Consider the following 26,093-nt stretch of genomic DNA (forward strand, 5'->3'; position numbering starts at 1 on the left):
GCTTGCGGGAACTGATCGTTGACAACTTCGCGGGCGGCGGGGGCGCGTCCACTGGCATTGAAATGGCGCTCGGCGTCTCGCCGGACTATGCGATCAACCACAGTTCGGTTGCGCTGGCCATGCACGAGGTCAATCACCCGGCAACCGTGCATCTTTGCAACAATGTCTGGAAGGTCGATCCCGACGAGATCGACGGTCCGATCGGGCTGGGTTGGTTTTCGCCGGACTGCAAGCATTTCAGCAAAGCAAAAGGCGGCAAACCGGTCGAGAAGGGTATCCGCGATCTGGCCTGGGTCGTCGTGCGCTGGGCGCGCCGCCGGAAGGGCGGCCCGCGTGTCATCATTCTGGAGAATGTTGAGGAGTTCTCGACGTGGGGACCGCTCGCCGAAGACGGCCGGCCGTGCCCTGACCGGAAAGGACTGACGTTCAAGCGCTGGGTCGGCGAACTGCGGCGGCTCGGCTACAAAGTCGAATGGCGCGAACTTCGCGCGTGTGACTACGGCGCGCCAACCATCCGGAAGCGGCTCTTCCTGATCGCCAGGCGCGACGGTGAGCCGATCGTCTGGCCGGAGGCGACGCACGGCGATCCGAAAAGCGCGGCCGTGCTTTCGGGCATGCTCAAGCCCTGGCGGACGGCGGCGGAAATCATCGACTGGTCGATTCCTTGTCATTCGATCTTCCTAACGCCGGAGGAAGCACGCACCGTCGGCGTCAAGCGGCCGTTGGCGCCAGCCACGATGGCGCGCATCGCCAAAGGCGTGAAACGATATGTGATCGATGCGGCCCGGCCCTACATTGTCAACCTGACGCATCAGGGCGGCGATAGGGTCGAGAGCCTTGACGAACCGCTCGCGACGATCACCGGTGCGCATCGTGGCGAGAAGGCGCTGGCGATGCCGTTCGTCACGGCCGCGCAGCAGGGCGGAAGCCTGCGATCGCTTGACGAACCGATCCACACCATCACGGCATCCACCAAAGATCAGAACCAGGTCGCCGTGCCGTTTGTAACAGGCGTTGGCGGCCGCATGGGGCAAACGGCCCCGCGAGGCGCCGACCAGCCGGTCCAGACAATTACGGCGAAGGCGGATTCGGTTGTGATCTCGCCGCACCTGATGACGATGCGCGATGCGCAGAAACCGTTCAACGAGGCCGACAAGCCGACGCACACGATCACCGCTGGCGGTGCCCGGCTTCACCTGGTCGCTGCATTCCTTGCCCAGCACAACGTTTCCCGAGGCGAACAGAATCCGGGCCGCGACGCGCGTGAGCCGGTTTCCACCATCCTGCAGACCGGCTCGCATCAAGGGATCGTTGCGGCGAACATGGTCCGGCAGTTCGGCACCGGAGTTGGATCGCCGATGGATGAGCCGGCGCGCACCGTGATGGCGGACGGCGGCGGCAAGACGCAGCTTTCGGCGGCGTTCCTGTCGAAATACTACGGGCCGAATGTCGGGCAGGATGCCGACGCGCCGCTACACACCGCGACTGAGAAGCCGCGCTTCGGCCTCGTCATCGTATCGATTGATGGCGAGCCATATGTGATCGCTGACATCGGCCTGCGCATGCTCACACCGCGCGAGCTTTTCCGCGCGCAAGGGTTCCCAGAATCCTACGTGATCGACCGGAAGCCGGACGGGTCGCCGATCTCCAAGACCGAGCAAGTCTCGAAGTGTGGCAACAGCGTCTCGCCGCCGATGGCTGCCGCACTGGTCAAGGCCAACTTCGCGCCGCGCGATGTGGCGTTCGACGGCGATCGCGGCAGCTATTTCCTGGAGGCGGCGGAATGACAGCGCCGACGCGTCCGGTTCTTCGCTGGCACGGGAGTAAGTGGAAGATCGCTCCGTGGGTCATTGATCATTTCCCCCAGCACCGCGTTTATGTCGAGCCGTTCGGCGGGAGCGGTGCGGTTCTTCTTCGGAAGCCCCGCGCAAATACGGAAATCTACAACGATCGCGATGGCGACGTTGTGAACTTATTCCGCGTTCTTCGTGAGCGACCTGACGCGCTTTCGCGAGCATTGTCGCTGACGCCATTCAGCCGGGACGAATACGACTCGCTTTATGAGACGATCGAGGATCCACTAGAGCGCGCGTGGGCGCTGGTGGCGCGTTCGTTCATGGGAATGAACTCCAAGGGAGCCTTGGAGAAAAGCGGATTTGATACCCGCGTGAATCCCGACGGGTTCATTTCGCGACTTCGATCGCTCATCGCCGTGCCTGACGAAATTGCGGCTGTGGCACTTCGTTTTGCGCACGTTGTGGTCGAGAACGACGATGCACTTCGCGTCATTGAGAGGTTCGATAGGCAAGACGCGTTGATCTACTGTGATCCGCCGTATGCCTTGGAGACGAGAAGCGGCAAGTACTATCGTCACGAGCTATCCAACAGTGCGCATCGGAAGCTGATTGAGAAGCTTCGCACTGCCAATGGCATGGTGGTCCTCTCTGGTTACGCCACGGCTCAATATGACGACGCGCTCGCGGATTGGAGACGGGTCCAGACGGATGCCCTGACGGATGGGGCCGCACGCCGCGTCGAAACTCTTTGGATCAATCCAGCCTGTGCCGCCGCGCTCGATCGCGAGGGCAAGGCCGCGCAACAACTTGAAATGATGGTGGGGTGAGGTGAGCACACGACTTTCAATTATTCCGGCTGGGGCGGTCACCGACCGCAATCTTGAGCCGCGCGACCTGCAGGTGCTCTGCTTGCTCGGCCGCCATACCGATCGCGCCGGCTGGTGCGTGCGCAGCCAGGTGAAGATGGCGGCGGAGATCGCCTGCGCCCGGTCCTCGGTGCAGCGTTCGCTCGAACGGCTCGTCGATGCTGGTTGGGTGCAGAAGAAACAGCGCGGCGTGCCGGAAGGAGCGGAGCCGGGTCAGCCAAGCGCATCCTATGCCTATCGGGTGATCCTGGATCGAGACGACTACGCCTTCACGTCGGCGACGCGGGATGATGGCGAAAGCCATGCTGAGAATGCAAATCACGATGGGGGGTGCCCACCGGTGGGCACCCCCTCCGGTGCCGAGGGTGCCCAGCCAGGTGGGCGCCCGGGTGCCCACCCTGGGCGGGCACCGGGTGCCCACGTATGCGTGGGCACCAATAACGACCCCTTAGAACGACCCCACCTTGAACGTGAGAGAGATGCGCGCGCGCGAGCCGAAAGGAAAGCGATGTTCCTTGCTGCGTTCGAGGCGCGGTGGCCGACTGCGGCCAGCGACAGCCGGCAACGCACGGCCTACGCAGCGGATGCGCTGACCGAAGACGAGGAGCGAGAGGCGCTCGAAGGCATCGGTCCGTTCATCGAACATCACAAGCGGACCGGCCGAAAGGGCTTTCCGGCGGGGGCAACCTACCTTGAGGAGAAGCGCTGGACGCTGCTCAAGCAGGCCGCAACTTCGCAGGAAGGCGGCTATCACGCGGCGGACAGCGCGGAGGTGCGCGCGATCGGCGTGCTGCACGAGATCGCAGGAAAATCCTCGTTCTTCCACAGCGTGATCAAGCGGCCCGGCCAGCCGCAGGTCTACTACCGCATCGCTGTCGAGCCGCGGCTGCTCGCGCTTTCGACCGCGCCGCCGGCGTCCGACTGGGTGGCGCTCGACCGGCAGCAGGCTGCGGCCTGGGACGCGTACCTGCAGACGTACATGACCGTGCAGACCCGCCATCGCCTGCAGGAAGGCGCACGGGCACCCTGGGCCTGGCCGCCTCGGAAAGACGGATCGCTCTCGCCTGCGGCGCCGCCGGGCGAGATCAGCGACGACGATGCTGATGCGTTGGCCAATGAAAGGCTGCGATGACGATGGTGCTGAAGATTGGGGACTTCGTTGACTTCGTCGATTGTGCCGGCGACGTGCTTGCGATGCCGGTGCCGCACCGCTGGTACCTCTTGCGGACGCATCCGAACAAGGAATTCGTGGTGTTCGGCGGGCTCTTTCGACGCGGCTTCACGGCCTATGTGCCGAGCTTCCAGGCGTCACGGCCGACCGGTCGGATGGAAAACGGCAAGCGGCACATGCGCACGCTGACGCGGCCGGTGTTCCCAGGCATCGTATTCGTGCCGGATTTCGACGCCAATCTCGACGCGCTGCGACTTGTCGACGGCGTGGTCGGCTTCGTCAAGTTCGGCGAGGAGCGGGCTTCGATGTCGGTCGGAATGATGGCCGACGTGCGCCGCCTCGAAACGTTCATGAACCTGCCGCCGAAAGCGCAGAAGGGCTGGGCGCCGACGATTGGTTCGCTCGTTCGGGTGACCGTCGCTCACAACGTATCGTTGACCGGGCGGATCGAGAGGCTTGACGGACAGGGCCGACTCAGAGTGTTGATCGACGCCATGAAGCGCGAGATCGCGGTGACTGCTACCGTCGATCAGGTCGAACCAGCATAGCCGCGTGGCGGTGACGATGGTTCGGCGGCAGGGCTAAAGCCCGGCGGCGCAGGTGGTCAGCCCTTCGTGGCGACTGCCCCGCGCAGAGCGTTGACCAGCAGCCCCGGCATCGTCCGGGGCTTTGTTGTTTCAGGACATAGGTTGCGCGGCCACAACCGTCGGCGTGGCCGCTGCCCTCCTTGGGCGTTTCCTCCCTAGACTAGAGGCCGCAGGTGCGAGAGCGCTTGCGGCCTTCTTTCTGTAGGATGAGCGCACCTTGGAAACGCTGGTACAAGACGGCGCGCTGGGCTGCGCTTCGGCTTCGCATCTTCCTCCGCGATCACTTCACATGTGCCGCATGCGGGCGCGTCGAGGGGAACACCGCGCTGCTGGTCTGCGATCATCGAAAGCCACATCGTGGTGACGAGCGATTGTTCTGGGATGAGGCCAACCTGCAGACGCTCTGCCAGAGCTGTCATAACGGACTGAAGCAGCGACAAGAGCAGAGCAGCCTGCATCAGCGCGGAGTCTGGCACTGATCAACTCCAGGGGGGAGGGCGGGTCAAAAGTCCACGAAACCGCGCGCGTCCGGACCGGCCTAGGGCTCATTCAGAGGTTTTTTTCTTGGCAGACAGAATTTTCGACCTGTTCGGCGATGAGCTGCCGGCTAATTGGGGCCAACGCGGCAGACCCGAGCACGTCGCTTCACAGCAAAACCGTAACAGAGTCAGTCTGTTGGTTGCGCTCGGCTGGAGCAATGCGCGGATTGCTGCAGCGTTGTTCATCACGCAACCGACACTTCGTAAGCATTATTTTTCAGAGCTTAAGTATCGCGAGGTTGCGCGCGATCGGCTGATCCTGAACCTCGGCATGAAGCTGTGGGAGCAGGTTCGGGACGGCAATGTCGGCGCGATGAAGGAGTTCCAGAAGTATCTGGAGCGTAACGACCTGATGACATTCGGGCAGACTGCGCCGCCGTCGCAACCCGACAAGCCTGTCAAGGAACAGAAGCTCGGAAAGAAGGAGGCAGCCAAGGTTGCCGCGCACCAGCCTGATACCGGCTCGACGCTCGGTCAGCTTATGGCACATCGTCAGCAGGTGAACTGAGTCCGTGATGTGGGACCTGAGCTGTCCAGATTGGGCGGATCGGCTACGGGTCGGACAGCCGATTATTCCGACATTGCCGCTGATCAACTCTGAGGCCGATCTGGCGCTGCGGATCTTCGACGAGTTGCAGCTACCGGACGTGCCTGGCACGCCGAAGATGCGCGACGCCTGCGGCGATTGGTTTCGGATGATCGTTCGTGTCGCGTTCGGGTCGTGGGACCCGGCCGCCAAGGTTCGCTTCATTCGCGATATTCTTGCGATGCTGCCCAAGGGACAGTCCAAGACGACTTACTGTGCGGCTCTGCTGCTTGTCGCCTTACTGATGAACCGGAGACCGCGCGCCGAAGCGTTGTTCATCGGGCCAACGCAGGCGATATCGGACAACGCCTATGACAAGGCGGTCGGCATGATCGAGTGCTCGCGCGACCTGAAGCGCCGCTTCCGGACGCGGGATCATATCAAGACGATAGTCGATCTCACGACGGAAACAGAGCTGAAGGTCAAGACGTTCGATACGAACATCCTGACTGGCACCATTCTGATCATCGCGCTGCTCGATGAGCTTCATCTGCTTGGCCGGAACGTGAACACGACGAAGGTCCTGCGTCAGGTGCGTGGCGGCCTGGAGAAGACGCCCGAGGGTTTGCTGATTATGACGACGACGCAGAGCGATGAAGCTCCAGCCGGCGCGTTCAAGGATGAGCTGAAGTTCGCCCGCAAGATGCGGGACGGAGCTTTCCGGGGAAAGCTCGTGCGGCCAATGCTGCCGATCTTGTACGAGTTTCCGCCGGAGATCGCATCAACGCCGGTCAAGTGGCAGGACCCTGATAACTGGGGCATGGTGATGCCGAACCTTGGCCGATCGGTACATCTGCAGAGCCTCGTCGCTGATTGGCACTCGGAGCGTGAGAAGGGTGACCATGCCGTGAAGGTGTGGGCGTCCCAGCACCTGAATATCGAAATCGGCGTCGGTCTCGCGGACGATGGCTGGCGCGGCGCCGACTATTGGGATGAGCGCGCGGATACCACTCTGACGCTTGATGAGTTGATCCGGCGTTCGGAGGTCGCGACCGTCGGTGTGGATGGCGGCGGCCTGGATGATCTGTTCGGCCTCTGCGTCATCGGGCGCGAGAAGGGGACGCGTCGCTGGTTGGTCTGGAGCCATGCATATGCGCATCCGAAAGTCATGGAGGTCCGCAAGGATATCGCGGCGCGGCTGAAGGACTTTGAGAAGGAGGGTTCGCTGACGTTCTGCGAGGTCTCCGAGTATGTGCGCAAGATCGCGGACATCGTCATGCGATTGTTCGAGGCCGGATTGCTGCCGAAGAAGGATGCGGTCGGCTTCGACCCGAACAATATCGCCGCATTCATCGATGAATTGGCCTCTCGTGGCGTCGCCGGTGAGATGTTGCGCCGTCTTCTGCAAGGGCCGGCGCTCTCTCCGGCGCTCTGGGGTCTTGAGCACAAGCTCAGCGATGACACGCTGTCGCACTCCGGGCTTGAGCTGATGCAGTGGGTCGTCGGCAACGTGAAGGTCGAGGTCAAAGGTAACGGCAACATGGCGACCAAGCAGGCTGCCGGCCGGGCGAAGATCGATCCATTTATCGCGATGCTCTGTGCCGCGATCCTCATGAGCTGGAATCCGACAGCGGTCGGGCTCACCGTGTACGGGCAGCGCGGCATACTGATGGTGTGATGGATGAAACTGCTCGATTGGTTCCGTCGCCCCGTCAATGCGTCGCATGCCGTGCGCGCGATGGCCGGTGACTCGGCAGAGTTCTACGGCTTCGATGATCCGCGATTCTTGGAGTTCATTCGGCGCGGCGGGTCGGGGATGACCGAGGCCGGCATTGCCATCACGCCAAAAACCGCCCTGAAGAACCCAACCGTTCTTCGGTGTGTTTCGCTTCATGCGTTCTCGCTCGGCATGCTTCCGCTGCACCTCCTGAACCGGAGAACTGGCGAGAAGGCAGTGGATCATCCACTCTTTCGCATTCTGCATCGTCGTCCGAACGCCTGGCAGACGGCGTTTGAGTTCAAGTCATTGATGCAGCAGCGCGTGCTCGGCGCGAGCGATGATGGATCGCGCGGCGACGCTTTTGCGTTGATCGTGCGAAGCGGCGACCGGGTCCTTCAACTCGTGCCGCTTCCGACCAGTCTTGTGCGCCCGCGCCAGAAGAATGACTGGTCGTTGGAGTATGTTTTCCAGCGTCCGGAAGGTGGCGAGGTTGTCCTCCAGCAGCGCGATATCTTTCATCTGCGCTGTGGCTTGTCCGAAGACGGGATCTCCGGCCTGTCGATGGTCAAGCAGGCGGCGGAGGCAATCGCCCTGGCCATCCAGACTGAGAAGGCGGCGGCGCGCCTGTTTCGGAACGGAATGCTAGTCGGCGGCGCGCTCTCGCATCCGCAGAAGCTGTCGCCTGAAGCGTATGAGCGGCTCAAATCCAGCATGGAAGAGCGGCTGAGCGGGGCCGACAACGCTCACAAGTGGATGATCCTCGAGGAGGGGATGGCACCGACCCAGTTCTCACAGACGGGTCGGGACAGTCAGCACCTCGAGCAGCGCAAATATCAGAACGAAGAAATCTCGCGCCCGTTCGGCGTGCCGCGGCCCTTACTGAACGTTGATGATACGTCGTGGGGGTCCGGAATCGATGTGCTGGGCCAATTCTTCGTGCGGTTCGGCCTCAATCCCTGGTTCGAAGCGTGGCAGCAAGCCATTGAGCGATGCCTGCTGACCGATCGGGAGGTCGATCTGTATGAGGCCAAGATCAATGCAGGCGCACTGCTGCGTGGCTCAATGAAAGATCAGGCTGAGTTCTTTGCGAAGGGACTCGGCGCCGGCGGCCACCAGCCGTTCTTGCACCCAGACGAAGCGCGCGAATGGCTTGACCTGCCGCGGCGTGACGATCTCCCGAAGCCAATGGGACAGAAGGATCAGAGCAATGAGCCTTAGAAAACTTCCCGAAGTCCGGGCCTTTCAGAAGCCCGATTGGCTGAACTTCGAGGCGCCGGATCAGAATGTCGACGCATTCGATCCGTCCGTTGTTTCCGCTGCAGAGAATGACTCGGCCGAGATTTCGATCTACGGCCAGATCGGCATCGATCCGATCACCGGCGGTGATAATTCGGAACGCCGCATCGCCGCCGCACTTCGCTCGATAGGCAAGCGGGATATCACCGTTAGCATCAATTCGCCGGGCGGAAATTTCTTCTCTGGCCTCTCGATCTACAACTTGTTGCGCGCGCATCCCGCCAAGGTGACTGTCAACGTCATCGGCATGGCGGGCTCCGCGGCGTCGGTGATCGTGATGGCAGGCGACAGAATCCTGATGGCAGACGGCTCGTTCATTATGGTCCATAACGCGTCTGCGGTTGTCATCGGAAACAAGTTCGACGCAAAGGATGCGGCCGAGCTGCTTGCCGAAGTCGACGACGCGATGGCGCAGATTTACGCGGCCCGTGCCGGCGTCGAACCGAAAGTAGCGGCAGCGTGGATGGATCGCCGCCGCGGCGATGGAACGATGTTCAATGCGGCGTCGGCGATTGAGAGCGGGCTCGCCGATGAGCGCCTTGCTGCCGATGCAGTCAAGGTGAACGCTGATGTCGCAAAGAGTGTGCCGCGCGAACGCATCCTGGAAAATGCGCTCGTCGCGGCGGCGAATATGTCTCCGCAGGACGCCAAGGCGTTCATTGCGGACATCAAATCCGGTACGCGCGATGCTCCGGTCAACGTCACGCGAGATGCTGACGAAGTGAGGGCTGCCCTGCTGCAGCTGATGTCAACAATTCGGTCATAACCGAGAGGATTCAATCAATGACCAAGCATGTCTCGACCCGCGCGCTGATGCGTGGGGCTGTCACCGTTCGTGCCGATGCGAGCGACGTCAAGTCGCTGATCACCGCGCTGAACAAGGACTGGGAAGCCTTCAAGGCCACGATGGCCGACAAGGACAAGGAGCTTCTGAAGAAGTTCGACGACGTCGTCACGACCGATAAGCTTGAGAAGATCAATTCCAGCGTCGGCGAGCTGCAAAAGGCGATCGACGATGCCAATGCGAAGATCGCCGCGATGTCGGTCGGCGCCGGCGGCAAGGGCGAGGTGAAGGACAAGGAGTACACGGACGCGTTCCGCGCTCACTTCCGCAAGGGCGACATCCAGGCGGCGCTGAACAAGGGTGCGGATGCGGAGGGCGGCTATCTCGCGCCGATCGAATGGGATCGCACCATCACCGACAAGCTGGTGCAGGTCTCGCCGATGCGACAGATCGCGTCGGTCCAGAACATCTCGACCGCTGGTTTCACCAAGCTGTTCAACTTGCGCGGCACTTCGTCCGGGTGGGTTGGCGAGACCGCGGCGCGGCCGCAGACTAACACGCCGCAGTTCGGTTCGATGACGTTCACGCCCGGCGAGATCTACGCCAACCCGGCTGCCACCCAGGCGATGCTGGACGACGCGGAGATCAACCTCGAGGCTTGGCTGGCTTCAGAGGTCGAAACCGAATTCGCCTACCAGGAGGGCTTGGCGTTCATCTCGGGCGACGGCACCAACAAGCCGCGCGGGCTGCTGACGTTCGTCACCGGCGGCTCCGCGGCGGCCGTCAATCCGCTCGGCGCCATCCAGCTCAAGACCGCAGCGTCGGCGACGGCAGTCACATCTGATGAGTTGCTGGACCTCGTCTATATGCTGCCGTCGGCGTTCACGCAGGATGCGCGGTGGATCATGAACCGGTCCGTGCTGGGTATCGTTCGGAAGCTGAAGGATGGTCAGGATAACTACCTGTGGCAGCCGTCCTACGTCGCAGGCCAGCCGTCGCAGATCGCCGGCTATCCGGTGACCGAGATGCCCGGCATGCCGAACATGGCGGCGAGCGCGTTGCCGATTGCGTTCGGTGATTTCCGGCGCGGCTATCTGATCGTCGATCGCGTCGGCGTCCGTGTTCTTCGCGATCCGTACTCCAACAAGCCGTATGTGCATTTCTACACGACCAAGCGCGTCGGCGGTGGAGTCCAGAATCCGGAGACGATCAAAGCACTGAAGATGGCGGCTTCCTGATCGCTTTCTCGATCGACGCGGGCGGGCGATAGTGGCCCGCCCGTGGGCTTTCCTCCAAGGGTTGAAGGAGATTTGTGCATGTCCAAGAACAAGGCGCCGGTGCCTGCTACCGTTTCATCCGGCCAGTCACAGCAACAGGTCGAGGCGGCGGCCAATGCGGCGGAGCCGGCGGCCGACGGCAACCTGGTTACGCCTGCCGATCCGAAGAAGCCGGAGGTCGACTCGGCTCAAGAGTTCAGCCACGAGCAGCTGACGGCGTTCGGCCTCGATCCGGCGCCGTACGGCTTTGTGACGAGAAGCTAAACCTGCGATGCGTCTGGAACTCACAACGCCACCCACGGCCGAGCCGCTGTCCGTCGCGGAGGTGCGACAGTGGCTTGGCATCGGATCGGATGTCGCCGATGCCGTCGTCGCGGCCTATATCCGGGCCGCGACGATGCAGATCGACGCGTGGTCTGGCTTCCTCGGGCGGGCGTTGATCGAGCAGACCTGGACGCTGTACCTGCCTTGCTTCGCGCGCCACCTGCCGCTGCCAATTCCGCCCGCCCGCTCGATCGAAAGCATCAAGTATGTCGATCCGGAGGGCGTCGAGCAGACACTCGACCCCGAGCGATACACGTTGCTGCCTGGCGCTCCTGAAACGGTCATCGCGGCCTATGGTCAATCCTGGCCAGCGCATCGTCTGCAGCCTGACGCCGTGCGTATTGCGTTTGTTTGTGGTTACGGCCCGGATGGCTCCGCAGTCCCCGAGAACATACGAATGGCAATCTGCCTGCAGGTCTCGGCGCTTCGATCGCTCAGCGAGAGAAACCTGTTCCTGAGCGAGGATACGGTCGAGGGCATCGGCACGCAGCGTTTCGTGGTCAGCGCAGCGGCCGGAAACGCCTTGAGCTCAGCCGCTCAGGCGCTGCTTGAACCATATCGTGTGATCCGCGTATGACGCCCGACCAGGCCATTACCATGCTCGACCGGCAGATTGCGGCCCACGGCCAGACGGTCGCGTTTAAGCGCCTGGTCGGCACGGGGCCGACGGCGGAGCATCAGGGCGGTGATGTCTCGATCCAGGCTCATGTGCGGACGCTGCGCGAGGATGAACTGATCGCCGGCATGACGCAGAACGACCTGATGGTCATTGTCTCGCCGACGGGGCTTGCAGCGTGGCCGTTCGGCATTCCGAAGAAGGGCGACAAGGTCGTGGTCGATGGCGTCGACCACAATATCGAGCTGCCGCAGCCGATCAACGTCGCCGGCACGCTGGTGAGGCTAAACCTGAAGGTGAAGGGGTGATGGCGATACGCACCCGCATCGAGCCGATCGACCGGGATATTCAGTTCCTGATCAACGAGGAGCTTTCGCCGGCGGGTCGGAGCGCTGCGCTTGCGCAGTACGCGCGCGAGCAGTTCCAAGAGGCGCAGGCGATCAACCGCCGCGCGCTCGGCCGCACGCCGGACCACGAGACATTCGTCGATGGCGCCCGCACGGAGGCTGTCGAGCGCGTCCGGCCGGATGGCACGGTCGTGTTCGAGTTCGAGCTGCTCGACGACTTGTTCGGCTATATCGACCTGCTGCTGATCACGCATTCCCCGCGGAAGTCGGGACGCTATCAGCGCTCACATGTTCTGCTCGCCGACGGCGCGGCCATCGATCCGGATGCCGACGAGTTGCCGAAGGCCAGCGAGTTCGTGGTCATCAACACGCAACCCTATGCGCGCAAGATCGAGCGCGGCCAGTCTGCGCAGGCGCCGGACGGAGTTTATCAGGTGGTCGCTGCTCTCGCCGCGCGCCGGTTCGGCAACATGGCATCCATCAAGTTCAGCTATCGAGTGCCGCTGTTCGGTGACGTCGACACCTGGGCGAATAAGACGTCAATGAGCCGAAACAAGAAACAGACGATGGATGAGGCAAAGCGCGGCGAGTGGCTTCGCCGTCAGCCCGCGATCGTCGTCAGGCTTTACTGATGGCACATGCGAATGTGATTGCAGCCTTCCGGGCTCGCCTCGCTGCGAATTGGTCACGCTGCGCGGTGAAGGACGACAACAACACCCTCCAGGAGCCGCCGGCACCGCCCTTCATCGAGGTGCTGTTTCCGGTGGCGAGCGCCCAGCAGATGAGCGTCGGCGCTCCTGGTGCCAATCTGTGGCGCGAGGAGGGTGGTTGCCTCCTGGTCCTGAACATTGAGCGCGGAGCGGGCGCGAAAGACTGGGCGCCCTGGGCCGACGAACTGGCCGCCATCTTCCGCGGAAAGAACTTCGACGGCGTCCAGACCTTCGCGCCGACCTCGGCCGAGTTCGAAAATTCGAATGAAGACGGCAATTTCTACCAGATCGGCGTTGCCATCACCTACCAGTACGACCTGATCGGCTGAGCCGGTCGCATCTCACATCGGAGAAAGACAGATGACCATTGCTTCCGGCAGCGGCCGCCGCGTCGCGTACATCGCAGAGACCGTGTTCGGCACCACGCCGGCAACGCCCGCGTTCAAGACCTTGCGGATCACGGGCGGCGGACCGCGCACGACCAAGCAGACCGCGACGTCCAACGAGATCCAGGCGGACCGCAATGTTCGCGACGAGATGCTGCTCGGCGTCGACGTCGCCGGCCAGTACAACTTCGAACTGACCTACGGAACCTTTGACGACCTGATTGCCGGCGTCATGTTCAGCGACTGGGCTTCGGACGTCATCAAGAACGGCGTCGTGCAGAAGTCGTTCACGTTCGAGGAATTCCTCGAGATGGGCGCGACCGACAGCTTCTCGCGCTTCACCGGCTGCATGGTCAGTCAGATGACGATTCAGATTGCGGCACGCGCCGTGATCACCGGCACGATCAACGTCATGGGCCAGAAAGAAACGCTCGGGACGTCAATCCTCGCCGGCGCAACCTATGCGCCGCCGCCGGACACGCCCGTCTCGACGTCGTCGGCGAACGTGGCGTCGCTGACCGTGGCCGGCGGCACGCCGAAGGTCCGGTCCCTGTCGATCGACATCAACAACAACCTGCGCACGCGCACGGTCGTCGCTTCGAAGTATTCGGAGCAGTTCGGCTCCGGCCGTTTCGAAGTAACCGGCACGCTGGAGTGCTATTTCGAGAGCAACGAGCTCTATCAGTCCGTGCTGGACCATGGCGGCGGCGCGCTGTCGTTCGTCGTCGGCAACGCGACCGAGGAGCAGTACCAGTTTGACCTGCCGAAAATCATCTTCGGCAATGGCGAGCGCCAGGCTGGCGGCAACGACGATGACGTCATGGTCTCGATCCCGTTCCGCGCGGTCTACGACGAGACTGAGGCCTGCACGCTCAAAATCACGCGCGCGGTCGCCTAATTCTTTCATCAGCAACACAAGGTACTGATTTATGAAGCTTTCTTCGCTGAAAGTGAATTCGGCGCGTGCGGAGCAGGGTGCCTGGATTGGCGATATCCCGGACCTGCCGGGCGTGCGGTTTAAGGTGCGTGGTTTCGGTAATGCCGATGACCGGCGCATCCAGGCGCAGGAGATCGAGAAGGTCCCGCGCCACCTGCGCCAGCGCGGCCGCATTCCCGAAGAGGATCAGGATCGCATTCTGAATGCGCGGATCAAGGGCGCGCTCCTGCTCGATTGGGATGGCCTGACCGGTGACGACGACACGCCGCTGTCGTTGTCGCCGGAGATCCTCGACAAGGTCCTGTCCGACCCGGACTATCGCCTGCTGCGCGAGGCGATCATCTGGGCGATCCGGATCGTCGCCGAAGACGACAGCGAGACCGCAGAGGCCGACGCAAAAAACTGATCGAGGCCCTCCGCTGGCACCGGAATTGGGGCGACAAGCTCGACTGGCTTGTCGACATGTCCAGCGAGGAGGGCGCCGATCTTAAGGCGCTGGCAGAGCGGGTCGAGGTCGAGCCGCATCTGAAATGGGTGTGGGACGCCTTCCGCGCCCTGAATAGGGACCGGCAGATCGGCATCGATGGTGTCGGGCCGATCTTCTGGTCGTCTATCGATGCCTATGCGCGGCGATACCGCGTTACAGGCGATCGGTTCGAACGATTGGTTGGATTGATCAGGGCCATGGATGACGAGTGGCTGACCGTTCGGGACTAGCTTTTCTTCAAGTGCGGGCATGAGGTTGTAATGAACGATAGGTTGGCCGCTGCCTCGTCCAGCTTTTGTCGCGCATCGGGTCGCGAGACATCGAAATTGTTCAAGTCGCTAAGCTGCGTTAGCTGCCCGTTTGATGGGTCGAAGGCAAAAACGCGAAACCCGGTGAACCCGCCATATCCATTCTTGGCGTTCAACTTGCCGCAGACGCGCCCGTCCTTTCCCATTTCGAGTTCGATCACTTGGGCGCTGAAGGGGTCGTTCAGCGAAGAACGTAGCGCACCAAAGAGCTTGGCCTGCTGATCTTCGCCGATGCGTTTGCTTGATCCATCCATAACGGATTGAGCGGATGCGGCGAGCGGGCTCGCGATCAGCACTAACGCCAGAAGCGCACGATACATGGCTACTACCTCCCTACAGACCATTAAGCGATTGACCGTCGAAGGTCGCACGATCGGGGTCAACGAGGCAACCGCCTCGCTGACCGCGCTTTCGCGCGCCCAGACGTCGGTTGCGCAGACTGCTGACGGAATGGCGGTCGCGACCGAGCGGTCGTCGAAGCGGCAGCTTTCCTTGGCTGCCGCTGTCGATCGGCAGCGCATGTCTGATGATCTCGCGTTCAAGATGCGCGCGCAGGCCGAGCGTGCGATGCGCACCTACGATGCGGCCCTTAAGCAGGGTGTGATCACGCTCGACGAGCACGCGGCCGCGCAGGAGCGCGTGCGCGTTAAGTTCTCAGCGTTCGGGCAGGCTGCAGATGGAATGGGCAAATCGGTCGGTCTGGCCCGTTATGAACTGATCAACCTTGGAAGGCAGGCGCAGGACGTCGGTACCATGCTTGCCATGGGTGCCAGCCCTATGCAGGTGTTCACATCTCAGGCCGCGCAGATCTTCGACATCTTTTCGTCCAGCCAGGGCACACTGCGCGGCTTCTTCGGGCAAATGGCGAGCGGCCTGTCGAGCATGATTACGCCAGCGCGGCTCGCCTTTGGAGGCATCGCAACCGGGGCCATTGCCGCGGCTGCGGCTGTGAACTCCTATCTGGAGACGCAGCGTCAGGTATCCATGGCTTTGACCGGAATCGGCCGGGCGAGCGGTGCGACGATCGGCGGAATCAACAGCATCGCCAATCAAGGCTCGTCGACGTTCGGGCTGTCAATCGGCGAGGCGCGCGATCTCGCATCCGCGCTTGCGGCGACCGGCCGGATTGCGAACGACAATATCCTGCCGATCGTCAAGATGGGCAAGGATATCGCCTACGCCTTCGGCGTCGATGCGACCGAGGCGACGAAGCTCTTGGCGCAGTCGTTCGCCGATCCTGCGCGCGGCGCTGAGACGCTGAATGCGCGGCTTGGCTTCATGGATGCGGCCATGAAGCGCAACATCGATAATCTGGTCGCACAGAACCGACTTTGGGATGCCCAGCGTGTGTTGATCCAGGGCGCACAGAGTGGCCTTGTCGGTGTATCGGATGCCGCGTCTGGTATTGCGAGTGGGTGGACAGCCGTAACGAATGTTCTAGGCAATGTCTGGGATAAATTTGGTGAAGTCGTTGCACGGGCGGTCAGCCTGCAACGGATCGACCTTTCGGAGCAGTTGGAGAGGGCGAACGCGCGACTTATTCAGTTGAACGTTGAACAGGAGCGTTTTCTAGCAACCGGCTTGAGTAGCGGATTGCAATTTCAAGGGGATCGCACGGAGGCAATCCGACAGCAAATCAAGGCGATCAACGAAGTAAACCAGAAGCTCGGCGAGCAGGCGGCTGCTACCGCCCGAGTCCAGGCGGCTCAGCGATCTTTTTCGGACGAGGCATTGATCCGCAACCTCGTCCCCGAGATCGCCCAGCGTGAGCAGTTGAACAACCAGCTAGAGCAGATGGAGCGCATCTTTCAGTCGCTTGCCAACGACGAAGGGGCAGGTGCGCAGCTGAAGGCTCTCGGATACACGTTCGAGTTCGTCGCCAAGGCGCTTGAAAAGGCGCGGGTTGCGTCTCGCGATTTCCAAACCGAGAGCCAGAAGGCTGCGACGGCCGCGAAGATCAGCTACGACGCCGTGACGGCCTACTCGCCGTCGAGCCGCGCGAACATCGCGCGCCGGCAGGCAGAGGAGCAGTATCGCGGCGATCCGCAGGCGAAACAGCGCGCCGAGGAAGCGTACACGCTGGCTCTGCATCAGGCGAACGAGGCGATCCGGGAGCAGGCGCGCGAACGGCTGCTTGCGGCAGAGCAGAGCAAGCAAAGCGCCCAGCTCGAGATCGATCTGATCGGCCGGACCATGGCTGAGCAGGTGATGGCGCGTGCGAACCTGCAGGCGCGCCAACAACTGGAGCAAGAGGCGGCCCGAAACCGTACCCAGTTTGACGAGGCCGAATACGCCCGCCTGGTGAAGATCAACCAGGAGCTTGGCCGCAAGGCGCAACTGCGGGCAGAGGCCGATCTTCGGAGCCGCGTCCAGTTCGAAACCGACACGCTGTTTATGTCGCCGTCGGACCAGCGCATCGCGCAGGAGATGCGCAACATCTATGGCAGCGGCTGGCAGTCGCAGATGAACAGCGCGCTGGCCATGCAGATGCGGATGAACGACACGCTGCGCGACTATGGCTCGATCGCCAGCTCGTCGTTCGTGACGTTCGGCCAGAATATCCGCAACGGGCAGAACGCCATGGAGGCGCTCCGGAATGCCGGTCTCGATGCGCTCGGCAAGATCTCCGACAAGCTGATCCAGATGGCGGCTGACGACCTGATCGGGCGGGCATTGGGCGGCGGCCGGTCGAGCGGCGGAGGGCTGTTCGGCCTGATCGGCGGTCTTTTCGGTGACGGCTCGTCCGGCGGCGCACAGTGGGTGAACGGCTACAACGTGGCGGCCACGGGCGGGGTTAACCCGTTTCCGCTACCAAGCTACGACGGCAACGTGTTCAGCCAGGGCCGGGTCATCCCGCACGAACTTGGGGGCGTCGTCGACCGCCTTGGTGCCTTCGCGATGGCGAACGGCAACATCGGCACGATCGCTGAGAAGGAGCCAGAGGCGATCATGCCGCTCAAGCGCGGCAGCGATGGCAAGCTCGGCGTATCGGCGTCGGGCGGCGGCGGAACCAAGGTATCGATGGCCTTCAATATCGATGCCCGCGGCGCGCAGGTCGGCGCCGGCGAGGAGATCGCCGCTGCGCTCGCAGCCTTGGTCAAGTCGCCTGGGTTTGAGGCGCGGGTCGCGCAAGTGGTCAACGAGGCTAAGCGGCGCGGGAATATCAAGTAATGGCGATCACGTTCCCGCGCGCGATGCCGACCGACAAGTTCGAAACCTCGGCGTTCGAGCTGGTGCGCAACGAGGCGATCAACCGGGCCGGCGGCCGGATTATCAGCCACGAGCTGTTCGATCCGTACTGGTCGTTCAAGGCGACGACGATTCCGCTCTATGCGGCCGATCGTGCGCGCTGGCGGTCCTGGGCGCTGTCGCTGAAGGGGGCAGCCAATCCGTTCCTGGCATTCGATCCGGAGAGTGTCTATCCGCTGACCTATGGCGCGGCGGTCCTGCAGCTCGCGCGCGCCGTGGGCGGCGCCTTCGACGGCACAGCGACGGTTACCACGACGACCGCGACGACGATCTCGCTGTCGGGGCTGCCGGCCAACTACGAGGCCTCGGTCGGCGACAATGTGTCGATCCAGCTCACGACCGGCCGCCGCACGCTGCATGTCGTCCAGGAGCCGGTGACGGGCTCGGCCGGCGGAACCATCACGCTCAGCGTCGAGCCGCCGGTGATCGGGACCGTCGCACTTGTCCAGTCGGCTCAGCTGGTCCGGGCCACCTGCACGATGCGGCTCGTCAACTTCTCGGCGCCGGCGGCCGGCGCGCTCGCAAGTCCAATCTCGTTTGAGGCGACGGAGGGCTGATGCGGACGTTCGATCCCGCGACGCTGGCGGCCCTTGAGGCTGGTCTGATCGATGAACGGGACATGATCCTGTTCGACTTCCCGTCCGGCCTCTATGGCTTCTGGGCGGGCCGGGAGCCGATGACCTATCAGGGTGTCCAGTATCGAGGCGGCGGCGGGCTGATCCAGGTTGATGCGATCGCGGCCAACGCCGGGCTTGCGTCGTTTGCCGTGACGCTCCGCCTCTCGGCCATCCCGAACACCGAGCTGACGCCCGACCTGCTCGCCACCATCGAGCAGGAGCAGTATCACCAGCGACCGGTCACGCTGAGCGTGGCCTATATCGACAAGGCGGCGCGCGCGCTGATCTCGGTCGAGCGCATTTTTCGCGGATATCTCGACGTGATCAATCACGAACAGGAGGTCGGCGCGCTTTACACGCTCGTCATGAAGCTTGAGAGCAAGTCCCGCGATCACACGCGGCGCGGCTATCGCATGCGCGGCAACGCGGACCAGCGGCTGATTGATGCGAACGACGGCGGTCTTCGTCATGTAGGCCGGGCCGGCGAGACAGTCTTGCAATGGGGCCGGGTGCATGACCGGCCGGTGGCCATTGCCGACGCACGGATGAAGTGAACGGGTGAGGAGAACGAGAATGCTTCATGCCTTCAAGTTAGGTCATGCGGTGATGGTTGGACGGGATGCTGGGTCCGCAACTATCCTTTTGTTTGATGATGAGCGGGAAGCCTCAGCTATCTTCCATTGCGTCAAGCAATTCAACGAACAGTTTATGAACGGCGGGCCGCCCAACGTGAATGTCGATGCGCTCGCCACAACGATTTTTGGCGAGCGCATCGATAAAGTGTCCCATCTGTTTGAAGATGATCGCGATCAACGGGTTTCCGTGCTTTCGCTTAGCGTTCTGGATATGAACGTCGGCGAGATAGTTGCGCGGCCTATCGGTGAACGTCGTTCGGATGACGGATCGAGCTGAAGATGGATGTCACGTAGTTTGCGGCGGCTTCTTTGATGTAAGTTTCTTGGTCCGGTATCGAGTTTGCCCATAGCTGGCGGTTGGTGATCGAATCTATTGAGGTCTTCTCCAAGACTGCCAAACGCCTTCGGAACACCTGACGATCATCGTCAAAGAAGACTTCGCCGACGACCACTCGAACAATTTCCACTAACGCAATCAGCTGCGCTTGGTCCTGAGCGCGCAGCTCTTCTTCTCTAGTCATCATGTTGTTCGTCGCCTCCCGTATTTGTGAGGCGGGCATTGCAACATTTCGCAACCCCGGCGTCATGTGGAACAAAGAGAGATTTCTATGCGCCTCAAGAGCTGGCCTGACGCGCTGCAGTCGGCGATCGATACGCATCGCGACCTGCCGTTCGAGTATGGGCTGTCGGACTGCTTCAGGCTGCCAATGGATTGCGTGCTGGCAATGACCGGGAGCGATCCGCTGGCGCATCTTCGGGGCTACGAGAATGAAATCGGCGCCGCGAAAGTGCTGCGCAGGCACGGACATGAGACGGTTGGCGATGCATTCGCCAGCGCTTTCGAAGAGATTCCTGTGATGATGATGGGTCGTGGCGATATCGCGGTTGTCGCGCGGGATGGCGCTGTGGGCGGCTGCGTCTGCGCGGGCGATATCCTGATCGGCAAAGCGCAGTATATCGGGCTTGTGGTCCTGCCGCGCGCGCTCGCGTCGCGCGCTTTCAAGGTCGGCTGAGATGGCGTTTCTGGCACCAGCGATCGGCGGTCTGTTCGGGCTCGGCTCGATCGGCTCGTCCCTCGTAAACCTCGGGCTCGGCCTTGGCGCATCGTTCCTGGTTAACAGCCTGCGCGGCAATCAGCAGCAGCAGGCCGGCACGACAACGACATCGACGCGCGGCACGCAGGTCAACGTCCAGTATGGCGGCGCCATCCCGCGCAGTTGCATCTTCGGCATGGGGGCAACCGCAGGCCACCTGCTGTATGCCAACGTTTACGGTGAGAACAACGACTATCTGCAACGCGTGTTCGCGATCGGCGACGGTCCGCATCACTCGCTCGACAGCATTTTTGTCAACGGCAAGAAATGCACGTTCGGCGCGCCGGATGCGATCGGGACTCCAGTCACAGAGTTCGACGACGCCGGCGAGCATAATCTCTGGGTCCGCTTCTTTCAGGGCTTCGAAGGGCAGGCGGCCGACGCGCAGCTATACGCCAACGCCAACCCGTCCGATCGCTGGACGGCAGACGATCGGCTGGCGGGCATCTGCTACGTCTCGGTGACTGAGCGCTACAACGAGCGGGTGATGACCAGCCTGCAGCCCTACCTGTTCGTGGTGAAGGGCAGGCTGGTGTACGACCCGCGCAAGGACAGTTCGATCGGCGGTTTCGGGCCGCACCGGTGGACAGACCCTGCGACCTGGGAGTGGTCGGATAACCCGGCAGTTTGCCGCTACAATTTCCAGCGCGGCCTGTTCATCGGCGGCGAGCTGATCGTAGGCCAGGGGATTGCGCCGTCCGACCTGATCCTTGATCGGTACGCCACGGCGATGAACGTCTGCGACGAGCTGGTCGACCTCAAGGGTGGCGGCAGTGAGCCGCGCTATCGGATCGGCATGACGGTCGGCGCCGATCGCGAGTACAGCTCGGTTTTGCAGGACTTTGACGATGCCATGGCTGGTCAGGCGCTGGAGGCTGTGGGTGCGTTTGCGCCGGTCGCCGGCGCGGCCCGGCCGGTGGTCCTGACGTTCACCGATGACGATCTGGTCGAGAAGAAGCCGCTGCGCTTTACGGCCAAGCGCAGCCGGGCGGACCTGGTGAATTCGATCTTCGGCTCCTACACCGACCCGATGCAGTCGTTTCAGCAGATCCCGTATGCACCGCGCATTTCAGGCGCCGACGAGATCATCGACGGCGAACGGCTGGCGACACAACGCGACTTCGCGCAGATCCTGTCCGAAACCCAGGCGCAGCGGGTCGCGGAGATATTCCGGCGTCGGGTCCGCAAACAGGCTACCGCCGAGGTCACGTTGCGGCCGCGCTTTATCGTGCTCGAGCCCGGCGACTGGGTGACCTGGAATTCCGCGCGCTACGGCACACGCACTTGGCAGGTCGAGAGCCGCACACGCAACGACGACCGTAGCATCGGGGTCGCCTTGGGCGAGATCGGCGCCGATGTCTTCGCCTGGGACGAAACGAGCGACGAGCTCGATCCGAACGTTCCAGGCGACCTGCCGGGCTTTAACGAGCTGTCCTCGTCGGTGGCCGGCTTTACGTTGCAGGCCATCCAAGTGAACGGCGAGGGCGGTCTGACGATGCCGTCGCTCCGCTGCCTCTGGTCGCCGATCTCGGACCCGACCATCGTCGCAGTGATCGTCGAATATCGGATCAAGACCCCGGACGATTCCGGCGCCATCAAGACCGTCCGTTTCCTGCGGCCTGACGCCGGCGAGGATACGATCCTCGGCGATATTCAGGCCGGCACCGAATACGAGGCGCGCGCGACCATCGAGACGATCCCGGCCCGCCAGACCTTCTTTACGGTTTGGGTGTCGCAAACCGCTTCGCCCTTCCACGTCGTCCCCGTCTCGAAGAAGACCCTGCTCGCCGAGCTGGCTGCGCTGGAAGGCAGCATCCAGAAGCAGGTGACCGAGGTCATGGCGGCGCTCAAGGATGAGATCGGCGAAATCCGGGCGCGGCTTCCGGGTCTTGCCAATGAAATCGCTCGCAACTGGATCGACAAGCGCCAGGTGCGAAGCCAGCTCAGCGCTCGGTTTAACGTCGCCTATGCCGGGATCGAAGAGGTCCGGACCGTCGCTGTGGATACGCAGGAGGCGTTCGCGGAGTTCTCGACCGAGGTCACGGCGAGCTTTGGCAGTGTCAACGCGCTGATCGCGACAAACACGTCAGCAATCGCTACGCTCAACGGCTATGCCGCCGCGCGCTGGTCAGTCACGACAAACGTCAACGGCTACATCGCTGGCATCGAGCTGATCAATGGTGGACAGCAGGTTTCGTCGTTCACGGTGCTTGCGAATGTCTTTCGGGTCTCGCAGCCGGGAACGACCGGTGGTAGCACGGTGGACGTCTTCACGATTGCAAGCGTCGGCGGCTCACCAAAGATCGTCTGGCGAGCGGATATGATCGGCGATGGGTCGATCACGGTGAACAAGTTGTCGGTCGGCTTCTTGTCTGCGATCTCGGCCAACATCGGCGAAATTACAGCGGGGGTCATCAGGAGCGCGGACAACAAGTTCCGGATTGATCTCGACAATAGACAACTCGTCATATCAGACTGATGACCCGGCGAATTCTCATTTCTCCCGACCGGGTTTCGATCTCGCGACCTGGCTATGATGCGCTGACGTCCCCGCGGACGTCGGATTACATGGCGCTGGACTCGGCGCTCGATATTGAGAGGCCATTGCAGGCCGGTGTGTTGACGGGGCTGCCGATTAACAATGTGACGATCATTCCCTTCGGCACCACCTATCCGCAACCGCCCGCGGTCGAAATCTATGAGTGGGCCTCCGACCTTGGTCCGGTTGCGGTTCGAAACACGATCTGGCGATACGACTCGACCGGGTCATCGACTGACGTGCGCAGTACGGTTGGCGGGTTCGTCTCCCAAACGGGCTGGGGCATCCGGCTTCAGGGCGGGGGGTTTGTTGACTCCGCGTACTTCAGTCGCGCGCGCAATTGGATCTATATCATCTGGAAGACCTGGTGATGGTTGCGCGGTTCCTCGCAGGTTACCACCCAACTCTAGGCCGTATGGGAATCTGGCTGTCGCGCTCAGGCCTCGACGTGACACTTGCTTCGGCGGAAAGCCAGTTCCTGCTTTCGACCGATTACAAGAACGAACAAATCTTTCTTTCTGGGCGCGTGACCGTCATTCACGGATCGCAGGAGATTGTCGCCTTTCCGGAAACGCTCGACGCCCCGCCGTTCGTGTCGTGGAACGAGTCATATCCGGACGGTGTGAACTATTATCCGTTCAGGATCGACCTGACGACGAGCGCGCCGCAGAGCTACTCGGTCTCCTGCTATTCCTATGCAGACAAGGTCACCTTCGTGAACAGCACCGAGTTTGACTTGTACGTCTTCTATCGCGTCCTGTGCCGCAGGTTCGGGTAGATGGTGAAGCGTGTTCTCATGCGAGGCGGCATCAGTTCAGCCTTGCGGGTGTCGTTGCCTGGATTCGACGTCGAAACAGCGAACCTTTCTCAACTCGCCTTTGATGCACGCTTCGCGAACCTGCAGGTCTACACGAAGGGCGCTGTGACCATCGGCGGCGGCAACGTTGCCTACAGCTTCTCGTTCGGCGAGACGCTTCCGGCCGCGCCGCTCGGCTTCTTCGTTTTCAACGTGTTCAATCCCGGCGATGGCAATCTTCGCGGACAAATGCCGTTTATCGTCAAAAGCACAAGCGGCGGTCCTATCACTGTGAGCTGCAACTATGCTTCGGTGTCACCGTCCGGCTTCACGCTCCAGACCTCTGGGGGGAGCGGGGTAGTCTACTACATCTTCTATAGAATGCTGAATGCGTAGGTGATGAATGCTCGTGATCTATGACAAAGCGTCGGGCCTGATCAATCATATCCTTGTCCATGCAGAGCCCGGTCTTGATCACATGAAGAAGGTCTATACGGAGCTCGGCAAGGGCACGTTGCTAAACCCCGGCGGCTCCATGAACGATTCCGTGACGCACTACGTCTTTGATGGTCGGATCATTCCGCGACCAACGGTCGACGTTGTCGGGCCGGGTGACATGTCTGCTTCCGACCTGATTTTCCATGTCAATCAACCATGCGAGCTCGAAGTGAGCTTTGCTGGTGAGGTTGTGGCGACCGAAGCGCTGCAGTCGGGCCCGCTGCCATTCAGCGTGGAGCATCCTGGTGCCTATCAGTTGCGGTTCTCCGCGCCATTTCCGTTTCTTGATGCGATTTTCAATCTGGAGGTGCGATGAAGATCGATCCGATGCCGGCACTCCGCGTCTCGGCGACCCTCAAGATCAATGCCGATTTCAACCGGCGAGCCAGCGAGACGCTTCATCGCGACCATGCCTATCGGCGCAAGCGTGAAGTGGCCAATGCTGTGCTGCGTGGCGAACAGCTTGAGCCCAAGCATGCGTTCGCGCGCGAGGCTGAAATGCGTGGGGTAACGCTCATCGATCTCGCGGCGATCGTTGCGGCGAAGCCTGACGCGATCGACGAGCGCGAAGCGCGACGTCAAGAGCTCCTGATCGCGATCGATCAAGCGGCGACGCCAGACGAACTCGCCGCAATTCTCAAGAAGCTGCCGGGATAATCGATCATGCCTGACCTGATCTACACCCAGGGCACCGTCTCGGTGTCCGCTGGCGGCACTGTCGTAACCGGTGTCGATACGCTCTGGTCGAACCTGCGTGCATATGACTCGATATCGATCGATGGCGGGCCGCCCATCGTGATCGAAGCGGTGACGGACGTCACTCACCTTGTGATCGCGCCGTGGCAAGGTGGCGCCAAGACCAATGTCACTTACCGCGCTTACATGGTCTCGCCGCTGCGCTTCGAGGGCGGGCAGCAAGCGGCCGACGTCGCTCGTCTCGTGGCGGCGTTGAACAAGGACGGCTTCTTTCATTTCGTCAGCGACGACGAGGCCGCGCCTGATCCTTCCTTGGGAGATGAGGGGCAGTTTGCGCTGCAGGTCTCTACGGGAAAGATGTGGGTTAAGACGACAGGCGCCTGGGTGTTCTATGGCACATATAAATCCTACAGCGCGCCGCGTCCTTGGGACAGCGTAACGCAGTTCAATCCGTTTGACGTTGTGACACTTAACGGTTCGGCTTATGTCGCCAAACAGACGAGCGTGAACCAGGCGCCACCGAACGCAACGTATTGGACCTTGCTGGTTTCGAAGGGCGATACTGGTATCCAGGGGCCTGTGGGGCCCGGCTATGGCGGCTCAAGCCCGACCAACATGTCGATCGTCGGGGCTGGAAACACCATCAACTTCAACACGCAACCTGGCATGGCATATGGCGTTGGCAGCCGAGTTCGGTTGGTCGCAATCAGCGCGACACAAAACTACATGGAAGGGCGTGTCACGGCTTACACCAGTTCATCCATGGCTGTGCTGGTCGATCGGGCGATTGGTTCCGGCACCTTTTCATCCTGGAGTTTGTCCATTGCAGGCGAGTCTGGCTCGGGCGACATGCTGCGGTCGCTGAATTTATCCGATCTGACAAACATTTCCACCGCGCTCACGAATCTCGGCATCTCGTCATTTATCAAGACGCTCTTGGACGACGCTGACGGGCCGACGGCATGGAGCACGCTTGGGTCCGCGACCAACAACGCGGCGAACGGTTACTTCAAACTGCCGAGCGGAGTTATCGTTCAATATGGATCGGTCACACAGCCATCGGGCGTTGCGGATTCATCAGTTACGTTTCCGACCTCATTCCCGAACGCGGCGCGGTCGCTCGTTACAGTGCCAATTTACAACAACGTCGGCCCGAACGAAGTCGTACTATGTAATGCGTCCGGAGTGACCGTGAGTGCGTTCTCGATCCGCTGCCGATATATATCGGGGACTGGAGGACCGGTGCCCACATCGGCAATGACCGTCAACTGGATCGCCATAGGATATTGACG

Annotated in this window: 33 protein-coding genes and 1 pseudogene; 31 read left to right on the forward strand and 3 right to left on the reverse strand. The window is 61.9% G+C overall.

Features of this window, described 5'->3' with window-relative positions; genetic code table 11:
* The first annotated feature begins 2 nt into the window (after positions 1-2).
* From X566_RS19335 to X566_RS19425, 18 genes are all read left to right on the forward strand, one after another.
* A complete protein-coding gene (locus X566_RS19335; RefSeq protein WP_051444359.1) occupies positions 3-1,787 on the forward strand; it encodes a DNA cytosine methyltransferase in 1,785 nt (594 codons plus the stop codon).
* Positions 1,784-2,623, forward strand: coding sequence for a DNA adenine methylase (locus X566_RS19340; protein WP_034470665.1), 840 nt, complete (start codon positions 1,784-1,786; stop codon positions 2,621-2,623). The genes X566_RS19335 and X566_RS19340 overlap by 4 nt, the downstream gene beginning before the upstream one ends.
* A gap of 1 nt (position 2,624) precedes the next feature.
* Complete coding sequence (locus tag X566_RS24820) at positions 2,625-3,794, forward strand: helix-turn-helix domain-containing protein (protein ID WP_152539988.1); 1,170 nt, start codon at positions 2,625-2,627, stop codon at positions 3,792-3,794.
* Positions 3,791-4,381 (forward strand): transcription termination/antitermination protein NusG, encoded by a 591-nt coding sequence (locus tag X566_RS19355; RefSeq protein ID WP_034470672.1) that lies wholly within the window; start codon positions 3,791-3,793, stop codon positions 4,379-4,381. Before X566_RS24820 ends, X566_RS19355 begins: the two co-directional genes overlap by 4 nt.
* Positions 4,382-4,626: 245 nt before the next feature.
* Positions 4,627-4,899 carry an HNH endonuclease gene (locus X566_RS24475; protein ID WP_034470675.1) on the forward strand — a complete coding sequence of 91 codons (273 nt, stop codon included), beginning with the start codon at positions 4,627-4,629 and terminating at the stop codon, positions 4,897-4,899.
* 85 nt (positions 4,900-4,984) lie between these two features.
* Positions 4,985-5,467, forward strand: a complete 483-nt coding sequence (locus X566_RS19365; protein WP_051444360.1) for a hypothetical protein — start codon at positions 4,985-4,987, stop codon at positions 5,465-5,467.
* A 7-nt stretch (positions 5,468-5,474) separates the two neighbouring features.
* Entirely contained in the window at positions 5,475-7,163 is a 1,689-nt protein-coding gene (locus X566_RS19370; protein WP_034470677.1) for a terminase TerL endonuclease subunit, read from the forward strand.
* A gap of 3 nt (positions 7,164-7,166) precedes the next feature.
* Positions 7,167-8,423: a phage portal protein gene (locus X566_RS19375; protein ID WP_034470680.1), complete on the forward strand. Its 1,257-nt coding sequence runs from the start codon at positions 7,167-7,169 to the stop codon at positions 8,421-8,423.
* Complete coding sequence (locus tag X566_RS19380; RefSeq protein WP_152539989.1) at positions 8,371-9,267, forward strand: head maturation protease, ClpP-related; 897 nt, start codon at positions 8,371-8,373, stop codon at positions 9,265-9,267. The genes X566_RS19375 and X566_RS19380 overlap by 53 nt, the downstream gene beginning before the upstream one ends.
* A 17-nt stretch (positions 9,268-9,284) precedes the next feature.
* Positions 9,285-10,523: a phage major capsid protein gene (locus tag X566_RS19385; RefSeq protein WP_034470685.1), complete on the forward strand. Its 1,239-nt coding sequence runs from the start codon at positions 9,285-9,287 to the stop codon at positions 10,521-10,523.
* 78 nt (positions 10,524-10,601) lie between these two features.
* Positions 10,602-10,826: a hypothetical protein gene (locus X566_RS19390; RefSeq protein ID WP_034470689.1), complete on the forward strand. Its 225-nt coding sequence runs from the start codon at positions 10,602-10,604 to the stop codon at positions 10,824-10,826.
* Between the two features lie 7 nt (positions 10,827-10,833).
* Positions 10,834-11,463 carry a hypothetical protein gene (locus tag X566_RS19395; protein WP_051444361.1) on the forward strand — a complete coding sequence of 210 codons (630 nt, stop codon included), beginning with the start codon at positions 10,834-10,836 and terminating at the stop codon, positions 11,461-11,463.
* Positions 11,460-11,810, forward strand: a complete 351-nt coding sequence (locus tag X566_RS19400) for a hypothetical protein (RefSeq protein ID WP_034470692.1) — start codon at positions 11,460-11,462, stop codon at positions 11,808-11,810. The genes X566_RS19395 and X566_RS19400 overlap by 4 nt, the downstream gene beginning before the upstream one ends.
* Positions 11,810-12,481, forward strand: coding sequence for a hypothetical protein (locus X566_RS19405; RefSeq protein ID WP_034470694.1), 672 nt, complete (start codon positions 11,810-11,812; stop codon positions 12,479-12,481). Before X566_RS19400 ends, X566_RS19405 begins: the two co-directional genes overlap by 1 nt.
* Entirely contained in the window at positions 12,481-12,888 is a 408-nt protein-coding gene (locus tag X566_RS19410; RefSeq protein ID WP_051444362.1) for a phage tail terminator-like protein, read from the forward strand. Before X566_RS19405 ends, X566_RS19410 begins: the two co-directional genes overlap by 1 nt.
* 31 nt (positions 12,889-12,919) lie before the next feature.
* Positions 12,920-13,843, forward strand: a complete 924-nt coding sequence (locus X566_RS19415) for a phage tail tube protein (protein ID WP_034470696.1) — start codon at positions 12,920-12,922, stop codon at positions 13,841-13,843.
* A gap of 31 nt (positions 13,844-13,874) precedes the next feature.
* A complete protein-coding gene (locus X566_RS19420; protein ID WP_034470699.1) occupies positions 13,875-14,288 on the forward strand; it encodes a hypothetical protein in 414 nt (137 codons plus the stop codon).
* A gap of 56 nt (positions 14,289-14,344) precedes the next feature.
* On the forward strand, positions 14,345-14,599 hold the full coding sequence (locus tag X566_RS19425) for a hypothetical protein (protein ID WP_034470701.1): 255 nt from the start codon (positions 14,345-14,347) through the stop codon (positions 14,597-14,599).
* On the opposite strand, the gene X566_RS19430 is transcribed toward X566_RS19425, so the two are convergent.
* Positions 14,596-14,997, reverse strand: a complete 402-nt coding sequence (locus tag X566_RS19430) for a hypothetical protein (RefSeq protein ID WP_081740335.1) — start codon at positions 14,995-14,997, stop codon at positions 14,596-14,598. The genes X566_RS19425 and X566_RS19430 overlap by 4 nt on opposite strands.
* A gap of 13 nt (positions 14,998-15,010) precedes the next feature.
* Positions 15,011-15,298 carry a hypothetical protein gene (locus tag X566_RS25375; protein ID WP_244434839.1) on the reverse strand — a complete coding sequence of 96 codons (288 nt, stop codon included), beginning with the start codon at positions 15,296-15,298 and terminating at the stop codon, positions 15,011-15,013.
* A 60-nt stretch (positions 15,299-15,358) separates the two neighbouring features.
* Here X566_RS25375 and X566_RS25605 point away from each other — a divergent pair.
* From X566_RS25605 to X566_RS24825, 5 genes and pseudogenes are all read left to right on the forward strand, one after another.
* Positions 15,359-15,922 (forward strand): annotated as a pseudogene (locus tag X566_RS25605) (phage tail length tape measure family protein); the annotation flags it as partial.
* Positions 15,923-15,967: 45 nt separating this feature from the next.
* On the forward strand, positions 15,968-17,848 hold the full coding sequence (locus X566_RS19435; RefSeq protein ID WP_244434841.1) for a phage tail tape measure protein: 1,881 nt from the start codon (positions 15,968-15,970) through the stop codon (positions 17,846-17,848).
* On the forward strand, positions 17,848-18,483 hold the full coding sequence (locus X566_RS24085; RefSeq protein WP_051444363.1) for a hypothetical protein: 636 nt from the start codon (positions 17,848-17,850) through the stop codon (positions 18,481-18,483). The genes X566_RS19435 and X566_RS24085 overlap by 1 nt, the downstream gene beginning before the upstream one ends.
* The gene (locus X566_RS19445) at positions 18,483-19,097 is read left to right on the forward strand and encodes a hypothetical protein (RefSeq protein WP_051444364.1); all 615 of its coding nucleotides are present in this window, start codon (positions 18,483-18,485) and stop codon (positions 19,095-19,097) included. Before X566_RS24085 ends, X566_RS19445 begins: the two co-directional genes overlap by 1 nt.
* Positions 19,098-19,116: 19 nt before the next feature.
* The gene (locus X566_RS24825; RefSeq protein ID WP_152539990.1) at positions 19,117-19,455 is read left to right on the forward strand and encodes a hypothetical protein; all 339 of its coding nucleotides are present in this window, start codon (positions 19,117-19,119) and stop codon (positions 19,453-19,455) included.
* Here X566_RS24825 and X566_RS19450 read toward each other — a convergent pair.
* A complete protein-coding gene (locus X566_RS19450; RefSeq protein WP_034470708.1) occupies positions 19,418-19,702 on the reverse strand; it encodes a hypothetical protein in 285 nt (94 codons plus the stop codon). The two genes, X566_RS24825 and X566_RS19450, sit on opposite strands and share 38 nt — an antisense overlap.
* 84 nt (positions 19,703-19,786) lie before the next feature.
* Between X566_RS19450 and X566_RS19455 the strand changes: the two genes are divergently transcribed.
* From X566_RS19455 to X566_RS19490, 8 genes are all read left to right on the forward strand, one after another.
* Positions 19,787-20,191 (forward strand): DUF6950 family protein, encoded by a 405-nt coding sequence (locus X566_RS19455; RefSeq protein ID WP_034470711.1) that lies wholly within the window; start codon positions 19,787-19,789, stop codon positions 20,189-20,191.
* A gap of 1 nt (position 20,192) precedes the next feature.
* A complete protein-coding gene (locus tag X566_RS19460; protein ID WP_034470714.1) occupies positions 20,193-22,751 on the forward strand; it encodes a phage tail protein in 2,559 nt (852 codons plus the stop codon).
* Positions 22,752-22,840: 89 nt separating this feature from the next.
* The gene (locus X566_RS19465) at positions 22,841-23,182 is read left to right on the forward strand and encodes a hypothetical protein (RefSeq protein WP_152539991.1); all 342 of its coding nucleotides are present in this window, start codon (positions 22,841-22,843) and stop codon (positions 23,180-23,182) included.
* Positions 23,182-23,589, forward strand: a complete 408-nt coding sequence (locus X566_RS19470) for a hypothetical protein (RefSeq protein WP_152539992.1) — start codon at positions 23,182-23,184, stop codon at positions 23,587-23,589. Before X566_RS19465 ends, X566_RS19470 begins: the two co-directional genes overlap by 1 nt.
* Positions 23,590-24,003 (forward strand): hypothetical protein, encoded by a 414-nt coding sequence (locus tag X566_RS19475; protein WP_034470721.1) that lies wholly within the window; start codon positions 23,590-23,592, stop codon positions 24,001-24,003.
* A gap of 7 nt (positions 24,004-24,010) precedes the next feature.
* The gene (locus X566_RS19480; RefSeq protein WP_034470723.1) at positions 24,011-24,421 is read left to right on the forward strand and encodes a hypothetical protein; all 411 of its coding nucleotides are present in this window, start codon (positions 24,011-24,013) and stop codon (positions 24,419-24,421) included.
* Complete coding sequence (locus X566_RS19485) at positions 24,418-24,762, forward strand: hypothetical protein (RefSeq protein WP_034470725.1); 345 nt, start codon at positions 24,418-24,420, stop codon at positions 24,760-24,762. The genes X566_RS19480 and X566_RS19485 overlap by 4 nt, the downstream gene beginning before the upstream one ends.
* Positions 24,763-24,768: 6 nt before the next feature.
* Positions 24,769-26,091 (forward strand): gp53-like domain-containing protein, encoded by a 1,323-nt coding sequence (locus X566_RS19490; protein WP_034470728.1) that lies wholly within the window; start codon positions 24,769-24,771, stop codon positions 26,089-26,091.
* Positions 26,092-26,093 lie beyond the last annotated feature (2 nt).

This window comes from Afipia sp. P52-10, from assembly GCF_000516555.1.
GTDB lineage: Bacteria > Pseudomonadota > Alphaproteobacteria > Rhizobiales > Xanthobacteraceae > P52-10.

Excerpts from the sequence above, each read along its gene's own strand:
- X566_RS19340 (WP_034470665.1), top strand. The coding sequence starts at position 1,784 with ATGACAGCGCCGACGCGTCCGGTTCTTCGCTGGCACGGGAGTAAGTGG.
- X566_RS19355 (WP_034470672.1), top strand. The coding sequence starts at position 3,791 with ATGACGATGGTGCTGAAGATTGGGGACTTCGTTGACTTCGTCGATTGT.
- X566_RS24475 (WP_034470675.1), top strand. The coding sequence starts at position 4,627 with ATGAGCGCACCTTGGAAACGCTGGTACAAGACGGCGCGCTGGGCTGCG.
- X566_RS19370 (WP_034470677.1), top strand. The coding sequence starts at position 5,475 with ATGTGGGACCTGAGCTGTCCAGATTGGGCGGATCGGCTACGGGTCGGA.
- X566_RS19375 (WP_034470680.1), top strand. The coding sequence starts at position 7,167 with ATGAAACTGCTCGATTGGTTCCGTCGCCCCGTCAATGCGTCGCATGCC.
- X566_RS19385 (WP_034470685.1), top strand. The coding sequence starts at position 9,285 with ATGACCAAGCATGTCTCGACCCGCGCGCTGATGCGTGGGGCTGTCACC.
- X566_RS19390 (WP_034470689.1), top strand. The coding sequence starts at position 10,602 with ATGTCCAAGAACAAGGCGCCGGTGCCTGCTACCGTTTCATCCGGCCAG.
- X566_RS19395 (WP_051444361.1), top strand. The coding sequence starts at position 10,834 with ATGCGTCTGGAACTCACAACGCCACCCACGGCCGAGCCGCTGTCCGTC.
- X566_RS19400 (WP_034470692.1), top strand. The coding sequence starts at position 11,460 with ATGACGCCCGACCAGGCCATTACCATGCTCGACCGGCAGATTGCGGCC.
- X566_RS19405 (WP_034470694.1), top strand. The coding sequence starts at position 11,810 with ATGGCGATACGCACCCGCATCGAGCCGATCGACCGGGATATTCAGTTC.
- X566_RS19410 (WP_051444362.1), top strand. The coding sequence starts at position 12,481 with ATGGCACATGCGAATGTGATTGCAGCCTTCCGGGCTCGCCTCGCTGCG.
- X566_RS19415 (WP_034470696.1), top strand. The coding sequence starts at position 12,920 with ATGACCATTGCTTCCGGCAGCGGCCGCCGCGTCGCGTACATCGCAGAG.
- X566_RS19420 (WP_034470699.1), top strand. The coding sequence starts at position 13,875 with ATGAAGCTTTCTTCGCTGAAAGTGAATTCGGCGCGTGCGGAGCAGGGT.
- X566_RS19425 (WP_034470701.1), top strand. The coding sequence starts at position 14,345 with ATGTCCAGCGAGGAGGGCGCCGATCTTAAGGCGCTGGCAGAGCGGGTC.
- X566_RS19430 (WP_081740335.1), bottom strand. The coding sequence starts at position 14,997 with ATGTATCGTGCGCTTCTGGCGTTAGTGCTGATCGCGAGCCCGCTCGCC.
- X566_RS19435 (WP_244434841.1), top strand. The coding sequence starts at position 15,968 with ATGAAGCGCAACATCGATAATCTGGTCGCACAGAACCGACTTTGGGAT.
- X566_RS24085 (WP_051444363.1), top strand. The coding sequence starts at position 17,848 with ATGGCGATCACGTTCCCGCGCGCGATGCCGACCGACAAGTTCGAAACC.
- X566_RS19445 (WP_051444364.1), top strand. The coding sequence starts at position 18,483 with ATGCGGACGTTCGATCCCGCGACGCTGGCGGCCCTTGAGGCTGGTCTG.
- X566_RS24825 (WP_152539990.1), top strand. The coding sequence starts at position 19,117 with ATGCTTCATGCCTTCAAGTTAGGTCATGCGGTGATGGTTGGACGGGAT.
- X566_RS19450 (WP_034470708.1), bottom strand. The coding sequence starts at position 19,702 with ATGATGACTAGAGAAGAAGAGCTGCGCGCTCAGGACCAAGCGCAGCTG.
- X566_RS19455 (WP_034470711.1), top strand. The coding sequence starts at position 19,787 with ATGCGCCTCAAGAGCTGGCCTGACGCGCTGCAGTCGGCGATCGATACG.
- X566_RS19460 (WP_034470714.1), top strand. The coding sequence starts at position 20,193 with ATGGCGTTTCTGGCACCAGCGATCGGCGGTCTGTTCGGGCTCGGCTCG.
- X566_RS19465 (WP_152539991.1), top strand. The coding sequence starts at position 22,841 with ATGGCGCTGGACTCGGCGCTCGATATTGAGAGGCCATTGCAGGCCGGT.
- X566_RS19470 (WP_152539992.1), top strand. The coding sequence starts at position 23,182 with ATGGTTGCGCGGTTCCTCGCAGGTTACCACCCAACTCTAGGCCGTATG.
- X566_RS19475 (WP_034470721.1), top strand. The coding sequence starts at position 23,590 with ATGGTGAAGCGTGTTCTCATGCGAGGCGGCATCAGTTCAGCCTTGCGG.
- X566_RS19480 (WP_034470723.1), top strand. The coding sequence starts at position 24,011 with ATGCTCGTGATCTATGACAAAGCGTCGGGCCTGATCAATCATATCCTT.
- X566_RS19485 (WP_034470725.1), top strand. The coding sequence starts at position 24,418 with ATGAAGATCGATCCGATGCCGGCACTCCGCGTCTCGGCGACCCTCAAG.
- X566_RS19490 (WP_034470728.1), top strand. The coding sequence starts at position 24,769 with ATGCCTGACCTGATCTACACCCAGGGCACCGTCTCGGTGTCCGCTGGC.